The following is a 12,903-nucleotide window of genomic DNA, read 5'->3' on the forward strand; positions in this document are numbered from 1 at the left end:
GGACCATTACTCCTCTAGCGAATGAACAGCGCGGACGCAGCCTGATCCGCGAGATCGAGCACCGGCTGCGGGAAGACCCCGAGCACTACCGTAGCCGCTGCCGCCAGGGCCACCACAGCCGAGGTCCCCACCGTGGGCGCCGCGATGGACGGCCCGTCGGCGGAGGGCTCGTTGAAGAACATCAGCACGATCACGCGGACGTAGAAGAACGCGGCGACGGCCGAGGTGACCACGCCCACGACGACCAGCGGCAGCGCGTCCCCGGCGACCGCGGCCGAGAACACCGCGTACTTGCCGAAGAAGCCGCTCGTGAGCGGGATGCCCGCGAAGGCCAGCAGGAAGAACGCGAAGATGCCGGCCAGGACCGGGGACCGCTTGCCCAGACCGGCCCAGCGCGACAGGTGCCCCGCCTCGCCGCCCGCGTCGCGGACCATGGTGACGACCGCGAAGGCGCCCACCGTGGTGAAGCCGTACGCGGCCAGGTAGAACAGGATGGCCGACAGGGCCTGGGCGTTCTGCTCGGCGGCGCCGATCGCGACGACACCGGTGAGCAGGAAGCCCGCGTGCGCGATCGAGGAGTACGCCAGCATCCGCTTGATCTCGGTCTGGGTGATCGCGAGGATCGCGCCGACGACCATCGTGAGGATCGCGACACCCCACATGATCGGCTGCCAGTTCCACTGGAGGCCGCCCAGGGCGACCCAGAAGACCCGCAGCAGCGCGCCGAAGGCGGCCACCAGCACGGTGGAGGCCATCAGGGCGGTCACCGCGGTGGGCGCGCCCTGGTACACGTCGGGCTTCCATGCCTGGAAGGGCGCGGCGCCGATCTTGAAGAACAGGCCGATGCCGAGCATCGCGGTGCCGATCAGCAGCAGCGTCTCCTGGCCGCTGACCCTGCCGAGCGCGGTGTTGACGGCGGCGAGGTCCACCGAACCGGCGTAGCCGTAGACCAGGGCCGTCCCGTACAGGAAGAAGGCCGAGGAGAACGCGCCCAGCAGGAAGTACTTGACCGAGGCCTCCTGCGAGAGCAGGCGGCGACGGCGGGCCAGGCCGCACAGCAGGTACAGCGGCAGGGACAGGACCTCCAGGCCGACGAACATGACCAGCAGGTCGTTGGCGGCGGCGAACAGCAGCATGCCGCCCACCGAGAACAGCAGCAGCGGGTAGACCTCGGTCTGGGCGTACCCGCCGAGGATCGCCTCCTCCTCGTCCGGGCTTCCCGGCACGGCCGCCGCCTGCGCGACGAACTGGTCCTCCTCGTTGATCAGGAGGGTGCTGACCAGGGCCAGGATGAGGATGACGCCCCAGATGAACAGGGAGGGCCCGTCCACCGCGACCGCGCCCATGGCCGCCGGGGCGTCCGGCAGGCCGCCGCGGGCGGCCAGCACGGTCGTCACGAACGCGCCGAACAGGGCGAGCAGGGTGAGCGGCACGTGGATCGACTTGCGCAGGTACCGGGGCGCGAACGCCTCGACGAGCACACCGACGATCGCCGCGCCGAACACGAGCAGCATCGGTGAGAGCAGCGCGTATTCGATCGTCGGGGCTTGGATGGTGCCGTTCACTGACCGGCCCCCTTCTCCGCCACGGCGGGGGTGAACGGTTCGACGCCGACGCTGGAGAGCGTCTTGTCCACCGCGGGATTGATCACATCGAGCATCGGCTTGGGGAAGAAGCCCAGGATGAGGATCACCGCGATCAGCGGCGCCATCACCCACTTCTCACGCCGGTCGAGGTCGGGCAGGGTCGCGACCGACTCGGCCGTCGGCCCGTTCATCGTGCGCTGGTACATCCACAGGATGTAGACGGCCGCCAGGATCACGCCGGTCGTCCCGATGATCGCCGGGATCGCGTACCGCTCGTAGGTGCCGAGCAGGACCATGAACTCGCTGACGAACGTCGACAGGCCGGGCAGCGAGAGCCCGGACAGGCCGGCGATCAGGAAGGTGCCGGCGAGCACCGGGGCGACCTTCTGCACGCCCCCGTAGTCGGCGATCCTGCTGGAGCCCCGGCGGTAGATCAGGAAGCCCGCGATCAGGAACAGCGCGCCCGTGGAGAAGCCGTGGTTGACCATGTAGAGGGTGGCACCGCTGCCGCCGTCCCTGGTCATCGCGAACACGCCCAGCGCGATGAAGCCGAAGTGCGAGATCGAGGTGTAGGCGATCAGGCGCTTCATGTCGGTCTGGCCGATGGCCACGATCGCGCCGTAGACGATGCCGACGACCGAGAGCACGATCACCAGCGGGGTGAAGAACTTCGACGCCCCGGGGAACAGCTCCAGGCAGAAGCGGAGCATGCCGTACGTGCCGACCTTGTCCAGCACGCCCACCAGCAGCACCGCGGCGCCGGCCGGGGCCTGCGCGGCGGCGTCGGGCAGCCAGGTGTGGAACGGCCACAGCGGCGCCTTGACGGCGAAGGCGATGAAGAAGCCCGCGAAGAGCCACTTCTGCGTGGTCGGGTCCTGCACGGCCCCGATGAGCTCGGGGAACATGAAGGTGCCCTTGGCGGCGACCACGTAGAGGGCGATCACCGCGACCAGCATGAGCAGCCCGCCGAAGAGCGAGTAGAGCAGGAACTTCACGGCCGCGTAGGACCGCTGCGCCCCGCCGTACGACCCGATCATGAAGTACATCGGGATCAGCATGGCTTCGAAGAAGACGTAGAACAGGAAGACGTCGGTGGCCGCGAAGACACCGATCATCATCGCTTCCAGCACCAGCAGCAGCGCGAAGTAGGTCTTCACCGACCGCTTCGGCGTCACGGTCCTGGGCTCCTCGCCCGGCACCGTCACGACCGTGCCGTCGGCGTCGTGCCAGGAGGCGAGGATCACGATCGGCACCAGCACCGCCGAGAGCGCGATCAGCACCAGCGCGATGCCGTCCACGCCGACGCCGTAGTGCACGCCGAAGCGCGGGATCCAGTCGTAGACCTCGGCGAACTGGAAGCGGGTCTGCGAGGTGGGGTTGAACTGCACGGCGACGGCGACGGTCAGCGCCAGCACGACCAGCGAGACCACCATGGCCAGCTGCTTGGCGAGCTTGTCACTCTTGACAAGGGAGACACCCACCGCGCCCAGAACGGGCACGGCCATCAGGGTCGAGAGCCAGGGCATCACATGTTCCCTACGTAGAGCAGCGCGCCAACGACCACGGCGGCACCGAAGAGGATGGACAACGCGTAGGACCGTACGTAGCCGGTCTGGATGCGGCGCAGCCGGCCGGAGGAGCCGCCGATCCCCGCCGCCAGGCCGTTGACCACACCGTCGATGCCGCGGTTGTCGAAGAACACCGCGATCCGGGTGAGCCACTGGCCCGGGCGCATGAACAGCGCCTCGTTCAGCGTGTCGCCGTAGAGGTCACGACGGGCGAACGTGGTGAGGAACGAGCCGCGCGGGGCGAGCGCGGGCACCTCGGCGGCGCCGTAGCGGAACCAGGCGAACGCGGCACCGACGGCGACCAGCGCGAGCGTGGCCAGGCCGGGGACGCTGAGGGCGTGGAACGCGGGCAGGTCCTTGGGACGGCCGACGGCCGGGGCGATGAACAGCATGAACCGGTTGCCCAGGATCAGGAAGGCGCCCAGGAAGATCGAGCCGATGGAGAGCACGACCAGCGGGATCGTCATCACGGCGGGCGACTCGTGCGGGTGGGCGTCGTCGGCCCAGCGCCGCTTGCCGAAGAAGGTCATGAAGACCATCCGCGACATGTAGAAGCCGGTGATGCCGGCGCCCAGCACCGCGAGCCAGCCCAGGATCGCGTTGTGGTGCATGGCCGTCTCGATGATGCCGTCCTTGGTGAAGTAACCGGACAGCAGCGGGAAGCCGATGATCGCGAGGTAGCCGATGATGAACGTGATCGCGGTGACCTTCATCATCGGGAACAGCCCGCCGTACCTGCGCATGTCGACCTCGTCGTTCATGCCGTGCATGACCGAGCCGGCACCGAGGAACATGTTGGCCTTGAAGAAGCCGTGCGTGATCAGGTGCGCGATGGCGAACGCGTAGCCCACCGGGCCGAGGCCCGCGGCGAGCATCATGTAGCCGATCTGCGACATCGTCGAGCCGGCCAGGCCCTTCTTGATGTCGTCCTTGGCGCAACCGATGATCGCACCGGCGAGCAGCGTGGCCACACCGACGATCGTCACGACGAGCTGCGCGGTCGGGGCGTTCTCGAAGAACGCGCCGGAGCGGACCACGAGGTAGACGCCCGCTGTGACCATGGTCGCGGCGTGGATGAGGGCCGAGACCGGGGTCGGGCCCTCCATGGCGTCCAGCAGCCAGGACTGCAGCGGCAGCTGGGCCGACTTGCCGCAGGCGCCGAGCAGCAGCAGCAGGCCGATCGCGGTGACCGTGGTCTGCGAGACCGCGCCGGCCTGCATCGCCCCGCCGACGGCCACCTTGGTGAGCGACTGGAAGTCGACCGTGCCGAACACCGTGAAGATCGTGAAGATCGCGATCAGGAGGCCGAAGTCACCGACGCGGTTGACGACGAACGCCTTCTTGGCGGCGGTGGCCGCGCGCGGCCTGACGTACCAGAACCCGATCAGCAGGTACGAGGCCAGGCCCACGCCCTCCCAGCCGATGAACAGGGCGATGTAGTTGTCGGCCAGCACCAGCAGCAGCATCGCCGCGACGAACAGGTTCAGGTACGCGAAGAACCTGCGCCGGTCGTGGTCGTGCGACATGTAACCGATCGAGTAGATGTGGATCAGCGATCCCACACCGGTGATCAGCAGCGCGAAGCTGATCGACAGCGGGTCGATCAGCAGCCCCATGTCGGCGATGCCGGGGATGAACTCGTACAGCGGGACGCCCTGGCGGCGCTGCTCGGGGTTGAGGCCGAGCAGCTGGAGGAAGACGGCGACGGCCACCGCGAAGGCGCCCAGGGACATCGCGACGCCGAGGAGGTGCCCCCAGCGGTCGGAGCGGCGCCCGAGCAGCAACAGGACCGCGGCGCCGAGCAACGGGAGCGCGATCATGAGCCAGGAGACCCCGATCGCGCCCCCGGAATGCTGGATGATCTCAGCGGGTTCCACGGCCACCTCTTAGTACTTCAGCAGGTTGGCGTCGTCCACAGACGCCGACCTGCGGGTTCGGAAGATCATCACGATGATGGCGAGGCCGACGACGACCTCGGCCGCGGCCACCACCATCACGAAGAACGCGATGAGCTGGCCGTCCAGGTTGCCGTGCTGCCTGGCGAAGGTGACGAACGCGAGGTTGCAGGCGTTGAGCATGAGCTCGACGCACATGAACACCACGATCGCGTTGCGCCGCACCAGCACGCCGACGGCGCCGATCGCGAACAGCAGCGCGGAGAGCACCAGGTAGTGAGTGGTCACTTGCCGTCCTCCTGCGGGAGCGCCGGGTCCTTCACCTGGACGGGCGCGGTGTCCGGGCCGGGCGCGCGGTCGGTGTCCGCGTCCTTCTCCAGGACCTGCTTGATGAGCGCCGCCTTGGCCGGGTCGGTCGGCGCGAAGCCGTCCTCCATCTCGTGCCGGGCCAGCACCCGGTTGATGGACTTGGCCGCGACCGTGCCGTCGGGCAGCAGGGCGGGCATGTCGATCGCGTTGTGCAGCGCGTAGGTGCCGGGGCCGGGCAGCGGCGAGGGCTGCGGGCCGCTGAAGCGGGCACGGGACAGGTCGCGCTGGGTGGCCTTGGGCCGGATCCGCTCGCGGTGCGCCAGCACCATCGCGCCGAGCGCGGCGGTGATCAGCAGCGCCGAGGTGACCTCGAAGGCGAACACGTGCCTGGTGAAGATCAGCTGGGCCAGCGAGGGCACGTTGCCGCCCGCCGCCTGGACCGCCTGGTCCATGCCGACCGGCGCGGAGAAGGCCGCGTTGCCGACGCCCAGGGCGAGCAGGGCGGCGAACGACAGGCCCGCCACGGCCGCCCAGAGCCGCTGTCCCTTGATCGTCTCCACCAGCGAGTCGGCGGAGTCGACGCCGACCAGCATCAGCACGAACAGGAAGAGCATCATGACCGCGCCGGTGTAGACGATGATCTGCACCGCGGCGAGGAAGGGGGCGTCCTGGATGGCGTACAGCACGGCCAGCGAGAGCATGACGACGCCCAGCATGAGCGCCGAGTAGACCGCCTTGCGGCTGAAGACGAGGCCGAGGGCCGCCGCCACCGAGACGACGGCCAGGACCCAGAACGTGACGGTCTCACCCATTGTTGCGTCCCAGCCGGTAGTAGTCCTCTTCGGTCTCGCCGAGACGCATGGGGTGCGGCGGGATCTCCATGCCGGGACCGAGCGGCGCGAGCAGCATCTCCTTGGTGTAGATGAGGCTCTCACGGCTGGTGTCGGCGAGCTCGTACTCGTTGGTCATCGTCAGCGCCCGTGTCGGGCACGCCTCGATGCACAGGCCGCACAGGATGCACCGCAGGTAGTTGATCTGGTAGGTGCGTCCGTAGCGCTCACCGGGCGAGAACCGCTCCTCGTCGGTGTTGTCGGCGCCCTCGACGAAGATCGCGTCGGCCGGGCAGGCCCAGGCGCACAGCTCGCAGCCGACGCACTTCTCCAGGCCGTCGGGCCAGCGGTTGAGCTGGTGCCGGCCGTGGAAGCGCGGAGCCGTGGGCTTGTGCTCCTCGGGATAGTTGACCGTCTCGACCTTCTTGAACATCGTGTGGAAGGTCACGCCGAACCCCTTGATGGGGTTCAGCCAATCAGTTGCTCCCACTGGGAACCTCCTTGCGCGCTACACCGTGGTAGTGCGGCAGGTCGAGCGGCGGAACCGGGAAGCCACCCGCGGCGGGCTCGGCTTGGAGTTGCTCGAACTCGGCCTCGACCTGGGCGGCCTTGGCCTCCTTGCGCTTCTGCAGCACGCTGTCGAAGCGCCACCAGATCCCCAGGCAGGCGACCATGACCAGCGCGGCCAGGATGAGCACCAGCGCCCGGTTGACCTCGGGCAGCTGCAGGGCCCTGACGGTGGCCACGAGCAGGATCCACGCCAGGTTGATCGGGATGAGGATCTTCCAGCCGAGCGCCATGAGCTGGTCGTACCTGACGCGCGGCAGCGAGGCGCGGCACCAGACGAAGAAGGAGAAGACCAGCACCATCTTGAGGAAGAACCACAGCAGCGGCCACCAGCCGGCGTTGGCCCCGTCCCACATGGAGATCGGCCACGGGGCCCGCCAGCCGCCCATGAACAGGGTGATGGAGACCGCGGAGACCACGAAGACGTTGACGTACTCGGCGAGCATGATGACCGCGAACTTCAGCGAGTTGGAGTACTCGGTCTGGAAGCCGCCGACCAGCTCGCCCTCGCCTTCGGGCAGGTCGAAGGGGACCCGGTTGGTCTCGCCCAGCATGGTGACGATGTAGATCAGGAAGGACGGGATCAGCAGGATCATGTACCACGAGGGCATCGGCAGCTGCAGCCCGCCCAGCGTGAGCGTCCCGCCGCCGGCCTGCGCCGCGACGATCTCGGAGGTGGACAGCGTCCCGGCGAACAGGAACACGCCGACGAACGACAGTCCCATCGCGATCTCGTACGAGACCACCTGGGCGCTGGCCCGCAGGCCGCCCAGGACCGAGTACGGCGAGCGCGAGCCCCAGCCGGCCAGCACGACGCCGTAGACGCCGATGGAGGCCATCGCCAGCACCAGCAGCACCGCGACCGGGAGGTCGGTGAGCTGCAGCGGCGTCTGGACGCCGAACATCGAGACCTTCGGGCCCATCGGGATGACGGAGAAGGCCAGGAAGGCCGGGACCGCGAGCACGACCGGGGCGATGAAGTAGATCACCTTGTCGACGGTCCGGGGCATCAGGTCTTCCTTGAGCCCCATCTTGAGGCCGTCGGCCACCGACTGGAGCAGCCCGAACTTGCCCGCGCGGTTGGGGCCGTACCGGTTCTGCATGCGCGAGATGAGCTTGCGCTCGAACCAGACGCCGAACAGCACGCCCAGCATCAGGACGATGAAGATGACGACGGCCTTGATGATGCTGATCCAGAGCGGGTCCTTGCCGAAGTCGGCGAGGGTCGGATCGGCCGCTAGAAGAGTCCGGGCATTCATTACCGCTCCTCGTTGGCTTCGCCGGCGGCACGTGCCTCGCCGGCCCTCGTGCCGGGGGCATGCTCGTCGGGACCGGCTCCGGCGCCCACGACGGTGCCCGTGATGACCCCCGTGGCACCGTCGGTGACGGTACCCGCGACGGTGCCCGCGACGGTGCTCACCGCGGCGGGCGTGGCCGGGCTCGCCGCGGCCGGGGCGACCGACCGGTCGTCCGCGGTGCCGGTCCGGGAGGCGGCGATCGTGACGACGTCGCCGGGGACCGCACGCAGGTCGCGGGTGATCGAGCGGCCGGCGGAGTTGGCCGGCAGCCAGACCACCCGGTCGGGCAGGGCCGCGAACCGCACCGGCAGGGTCAGCGAGCCGCGCTCGGTGCCGACCGTGACCTGGCCGCCGTCGGTCAGGCCGGTCTCGGCCGCGGTGGCCGGGGAGACCAGCGCCACGGCCGGGCGGGCGGTGCCGGCCAGGTACGGCTCGCCGGCCTGCAGGCGGCCGTCGTCGAGCAGCAGGTGCCAGCTCGCCAGGACGGCCTGCCCGGCCTCCGGACGGACGGCCGGGCGGCCGACGGCGTCGGGGGCGGCGGCACGGGGGCCGCGCCAGGCGCCGATCGAGGCCAGCTCGCGGCGGGCCGCGGCGGCGTCGGGCAGGCCCAGGTGGACGTCCATGGCGTCGGCGATGGCGGAGACGACCCGCAGGTCGCTCATGACGCCGGGGACGGTGAGCGCCTCGGTGAAGGTGCGCCCGCGTCCCTCCCAGTCGACGAAGGTGCCGGACTTCTCGGCGACCACGGCGACCGGGAACACCACGTCGGCGCGGTCGGTGACCGCGCTGGCGCGCTGCTCCAGGCTCACGATGAACGGGGTGTTCTCCATGGCCAGCAGGGCGGCGTGCGGCGCGGCCAGGTCGTAGGGGTCGACCCCGGCCACCACCAGGGCGTCCAGCTCGCCGTCGAGGGCGGCGGCCAGCATGCCCGTGGTGTCGCGGCCCTCGGCCTCGGGCAGGGATGCGACGTCCCAGGCGCGGGCGATCTCGGCGCGGGCGCCGTCGTCGCCGACCGGGCGGCCGATCGGCAGCAGGTTCGGCAGCGCACCGGCCTCCAGGGCGCCGCGCTCACCGGCGCGGCGCGGCACCCAGGCCAGCCGGGCGCCGGTGGAGGAGGCGAGCCTCAGCACCGCCGACAGCGCGCCCGGCGCGGTGGCGAGCCGCTCGCCGACCAGGATGACCGCGCCCGGCAGGCGGACCGCCGCGGCCGCGGCCGGGTCGGCGGCGGCCAGATCGTCCAGCACGGCGGCCTCGGTGCCCGGGACGGCCGGGATCAGCGTGCCGCCCATCTTGGCCAGCCCGGGGCCGGCGAACGGCGCTACCGAGAAGACCTTCAGGCCCTTCTTGCGCCACGCCTTGCGCAGCCGCAGGAAGACGATCGGCGACTCCTCGTCGGGCTCGAACCCGGCCAGCAGCACCGCCGGGGCGTTCTCCAGGTCGGCGTAGCGGACCTCGATGCCCTTGCCGGCCACGGCGTGCGCCAGGAACAGCGTCTCCTCGGCCGAGTGCGGGCGGGCGCGGAAGTCGATGTCGTTGGTGCCGAGCGCGAGCCGGGCGAACTTGGCGTACCCGTACGCCTCCTCGACGGTGACCCGGCCGCCGACGAGCACGCCCGCGCGCCCGCGGGCCGCGGCCAGGCCCTTGGCCGCGACGGCGAACGCCTCCGGCCAGGAGGCCGGGACCAGGCGGCCCTGCTCGTCACGGATCAGGGGCGTGCGCAGCCGGTCGGGCTGGGTGGCGTAGGTGAAGGCCCAGCGGCCCTTGTCGCAGTTCCACTCCTCGTTGACCTCGGGGTCGTCCCCGGCCAGGCGGCGGGTGACCTTGCCGCGCCGGTGGTCGGTGCGCAGCGAGCAGCCGCTGGCGCAGTGCTCGCAGGCGGTGGGGGTGGAGACCAGGTCGAACGGGCGGGCCTGGAAGCGGTAGGCGGCGCTGGTCAGCGCGCCCACCGGGCAGATCTGCACGGTGTTGCCGGAGAAGTAGGACTCGAACGGCTCGCCGTCCGCGGCGCCGACCTGCTCCTTGGCCCCGCGCTCGAAGAAGTCGATGAACGGGTCACCGGCGATCTCGTCGGAGAAGCGGATGCAGCGCGCGCACTGGACGCAGCGCTCGCGGTCGAGCAGCACCTCCGTGGAGAGCGGCACCGGCTTCTCGAACGTCCGCTTCTTCTCCGCGAAGCGGCTCTCGCCCTGGCCGTTGGACATGGCCTGGTTCTGCAGCGGGCACTCGCCGCCCTTGTCGCAGACCGGGCAGTCCAGCGGGTGGTTCAGCAGCAGCATCTCCATGACGCCGCGCTGGGCCTTCTCCGCGACGGGAGAGGTGAGCTGGGTCTGCACGACCATGCCCTGGGCGACCTCGATCGCGCAGGACGGCTGCGGCTTGGGGAAGCCGCGGCCGTTGCCGGCGTCGGGGATGTCCACCAGGCACTGGCGGCAGTTGGCGGCCGGCTCCAGCAGCGGGTGGTCGCAGAACCGGGGGATCTGGATGCCGAGCAGCTCGGCCGCCCGGATGATCAGCGTGCCCTTGGGGACGCTCACCTGGAAGCCGTCGATGGTGACGGTGACCAGGTCCACCGGCGCCTGCGCCGGGGTGGTGGCTTCGACGGTCATGGCGTCTCCTCCGTCGGCCTGGCGACCGAGACGGTGCTGTGCTTGCCGGTTGGCTGCCTGAGCGCGTTCACTTCGCCGCCCACACGGTGGAGGGGGCGTGATCGAACGGGCAGCCGCCGATCTCGAAGTGCCTGAGGTACTCGTCGCGGAAGTGCTTGACCGACGAGTGGATGGGGCTGGTGGCACCGTCGCCCAGGGCGCAGAAGGACCGGCCCAGGATGTTGTCGGCGATGTCGGTGATCGTGGTCAGGTCCTCCTCGGTGCCCTGGCCCTTCTCCAGCCGCTTGAGCACCTGCTTGAGCCAGAAGGTGCCCTCCCGGCAGGGGGTGCACTTGCCGCAGGACTCGTGCGCGTAGAACTCGGTCCAGCGCAGTACGGCGCGCACCACGCAGGTGGTCTCGTCGAAGATCTGCAGTGCCCGGGTGCCGAGCATCGAGCCCTTGGCGCCGACGGACTCGAAGTCCAGCGGGACGTCCAGGTGCTCGGCGGTGAAGATCGGGGTGCTCGACCCTCCGGGGGTCCAGAACTTGAGCGTGTGGCCCTCGCGGATGCCGCCGGACATCTCCAGCAGCTCGCGCAGCGTGATGCCGAGCGGGGCCTCGTACTGGCCGGGGCGGGTGACGTGGCCGCTCAGCGAGAAGATGCCGAAGCCCTTGGACTTCTCCGTGCCCATCCCGGCGAACCAGTCGGCGCCGTTGGCGATGATCGAGGGGACGCTGGCCACCGACTCGACGTTGTTGACCACGGTGGGCGAGGCGTACAGGCCCGCCACGGCCGGGAAGGGCGGCTTGAGCCTGGGCTGGCCCCGGTAGCCCTCCAGCGAGTCGAGCAGCGCCGTCTCCTCGCCGCAGATGTAGGCGCCGGCCCCGCTGTGCACCACGAGCTCCAGGTCGAACCCGGAGCCGAACAGGTCACGGCCGAGGAAGCCCTTGGCGTACGCCTCGGCCACGGCCGCCTGCAGGCGGCGCACGACGTGCACCACCTCGCCGCGCACGTAGATGAACGCGTGGTTGGCGCGGATCGCGTACGCGGTGATGATGACGCCCTCGACCAGCGCGTGCGGGTTGGCCATCATCAGCGGGATGTCCTTGCACGTGCCGGGCTCGGACTCGTCGGCGTTGACCACCAGGTAGTGCGGCTTGCCGTCCCCCTGGGGGATGAAGCCCCACTTCATGCCGGTGGGGAAGCCCGCGCCCCCGCGACCGCGCAGGCCGGAGTCCTTGACCGCCTGGATCACGGCGTCCGGGTCCATGCCCAGCGCCTTCTTGGCCGCCGAGTAGTCGCCGTAGCCCTCCAGGGTGAAGGAGTTCGGCTGGTCCCAGTTCGCGGTGAGAACCGGGGTGAGAGTGGTCACTTCGTCTCCTCGCCTGGCAGCCCGTCGCCGGGCGACGGGGTCGTGCCGTGCATGCCGGCTCGTTCGTTGCGCCCGTTCACGCCTCGGGAGCCTTCCATCCGTTGGCCTTGGCGATCCTGAGCCCCTCCAGCGAGGAGTCTCCCGCCGAGGGGCCGTCACCGGCCAGGCCGTCGGGCAGGCCCGCGAGCACCCGCGAGGCCTCCTTGAACGTGCAGAGCCTCTTCGGGCCGCGGGTCGGCGCGATCTCCTTGCCGTCCCGCAGGTCGTCGACGAGCTGCTTGGCCGAGGCGGGGGTCTGGTTGTCGAAGAACTCCCAGTTGACCATCATGACCGGGGCGAAGTCGCAGGCGGCGTTGCACTCCAGCCGCTCCAGCGAGACCTTGCCGTCGGGGGTGGTCTCGTCGTGGCCGACGCCGGTGTGCTCGGTCAGCTCGTCCCAGATCTGGTCGCCGCCCATGACCGCGCAGAGCGTGTTGATGCACACGCCCACGTGGTACTGGCCCATCGGCTTGCGCTTGTACATGGTGTAGAAGGTGGACACGCCGACCACCTCGGCCTTGCTCAGGCCGAGGATCTCGGCGCAGAACTCGTGGCCGGCGTCGGAGACGTAGCCGTCCTGGGACTGCACCAGGTGCAGCAGGGGCAGCAGGGCCGACCGCGGCCTGGGGTAGCGGCCGATGATCTCCTTGGCGTCGCGCTCCAGGCGCTCGCGGACCTCGGGGCCGTACGTCCCGGCCTGGGCCGCGCTCTCCTGGCGGCCCGTGCCGGGGGCGCCCGCGTTGGAGGGCTCGCCGCCCGTGCCGGTGCTCGTGCTCAGGGCGGTCTCGCCCGTCAGGCCGGTGCCGGTGGACGCGCCGGCGTCCCCGGGCGAGCTGTTGTCCGGCTCGTCG

The 12,903-nt window shown here is 70.3% G+C and carries 10 protein-coding genes; all 10 read right to left on the reverse strand.

From position 1 onward, the window contains the following. Nucleotides 1-14 precede the first annotated feature (14 nt). The 10 genes from nuoN to nuoE all read right to left on the reverse strand — a co-directional run bounded on the left by nuoN (nucleotide 15) and on the right by nuoE (nucleotide 12,830). Nucleotides 15-1,565, reverse strand: a complete 1,551-nt coding sequence (gene nuoN, locus ACZ6RT_RS03795) for an NADH-quinone oxidoreductase subunit NuoN (protein WP_399185385.1) — start codon at nucleotides 1,563-1,565, stop codon at nucleotides 15-17. After that, nucleotides 1,562-3,112 carry an NADH-quinone oxidoreductase subunit M gene (locus ACZ6RT_RS03800; protein WP_470152165.1) on the reverse strand — a complete coding sequence of 517 codons (1,551 nt, stop codon included), beginning with the start codon at nucleotides 3,110-3,112 and terminating at the stop codon, nucleotides 1,562-1,564. Before ACZ6RT_RS03800 ends, nuoN begins: the two co-directional genes overlap by 4 nt. Next, nucleotides 3,112-4,974: an NADH-quinone oxidoreductase subunit L gene (nuoL, locus tag ACZ6RT_RS03805; protein WP_470152291.1), complete on the reverse strand. Its 1,863-nt coding sequence runs from the start codon at nucleotides 4,972-4,974 to the stop codon at nucleotides 3,112-3,114. Before nuoL ends, ACZ6RT_RS03800 begins: the two co-directional genes overlap by 1 nt. 66 nt (nucleotides 4,975-5,040) lie before the next feature. Beyond that, entirely contained in the window at nucleotides 5,041-5,337 is a 297-nt protein-coding gene (nuoK, locus tag ACZ6RT_RS03810) for an NADH-quinone oxidoreductase subunit NuoK (protein WP_344891038.1), read from the reverse strand. After that, nucleotides 5,334-6,170 (reverse strand): NADH-quinone oxidoreductase subunit J, encoded by an 837-nt coding sequence (locus ACZ6RT_RS03815; protein WP_399185383.1) that lies wholly within the window; start codon nucleotides 6,168-6,170, stop codon nucleotides 5,334-5,336. The genes nuoK and ACZ6RT_RS03815 overlap by 4 nt, the downstream gene beginning before the upstream one ends. Next, nucleotides 6,163-6,678, reverse strand: coding sequence for an NADH-quinone oxidoreductase subunit NuoI (nuoI, locus tag ACZ6RT_RS03820; RefSeq protein ID WP_344891043.1), 516 nt, complete (start codon nucleotides 6,676-6,678; stop codon nucleotides 6,163-6,165). Before nuoI ends, ACZ6RT_RS03815 begins: the two co-directional genes overlap by 8 nt. Further along, nucleotides 6,665-8,014: an NADH-quinone oxidoreductase subunit NuoH gene (gene nuoH, locus ACZ6RT_RS03825; protein WP_470152166.1), complete on the reverse strand. Its 1,350-nt coding sequence runs from the start codon at nucleotides 8,012-8,014 to the stop codon at nucleotides 6,665-6,667. Before nuoH ends, nuoI begins: the two co-directional genes overlap by 14 nt. Further along, the gene (locus ACZ6RT_RS03830) at nucleotides 8,014-10,659 is read right to left on the reverse strand and encodes an NADH-quinone oxidoreductase subunit G (RefSeq protein WP_470152167.1); all 2,646 of its coding nucleotides are present in this window, start codon (nucleotides 10,657-10,659) and stop codon (nucleotides 8,014-8,016) included. Before ACZ6RT_RS03830 ends, nuoH begins: the two co-directional genes overlap by 1 nt. Nucleotides 10,660-10,726: 67 nt before the next feature. Beyond that, a complete protein-coding gene (nuoF, locus tag ACZ6RT_RS03835) occupies nucleotides 10,727-12,013 on the reverse strand; it encodes an NADH-quinone oxidoreductase subunit NuoF (RefSeq protein ID WP_470152168.1) in 1,287 nt (428 codons plus the stop codon). A gap of 76 nt (nucleotides 12,014-12,089) precedes the next feature. Beyond that, the gene (gene nuoE / locus ACZ6RT_RS03840; protein WP_399186081.1) at nucleotides 12,090-12,830 is read right to left on the reverse strand and encodes an NADH-quinone oxidoreductase subunit NuoE; all 741 of its coding nucleotides are present in this window, start codon (nucleotides 12,828-12,830) and stop codon (nucleotides 12,090-12,092) included. Between the last annotated feature and the right edge of the window lie 73 nt (nucleotides 12,831-12,903).

The organism is Streptosporangium sp. NPDC050148, assembly GCF_055586505.1.

Coding starts and splice junctions, on each gene's coding strand:
- ACZ6RT_RS03800 (WP_470152165.1), bottom strand. CDS start 3,112: ATGCCCTGGCTCTCGACCCTGATGGCCGTGCCCGTTCTGGGCGCGGTG.
- nuoL (WP_470152291.1), bottom strand. CDS start 4,974: ATGATCGCGCTCCCGTTGCTCGGCGCCGCGGTCCTGTTGCTGCTCGGG.
- ACZ6RT_RS03815 (WP_399185383.1), bottom strand. CDS start 6,170: ATGGGTGAGACCGTCACGTTCTGGGTCCTGGCCGTCGTCTCGGTGGCG.
- nuoH (WP_470152166.1), bottom strand. CDS start 8,014: ATGAATGCCCGGACTCTTCTAGCGGCCGATCCGACCCTCGCCGACTTC.
- ACZ6RT_RS03830 (WP_470152167.1), bottom strand. CDS start 10,659: ATGACCGTCGAAGCCACCACCCCGGCGCAGGCGCCGGTGGACCTGGTC.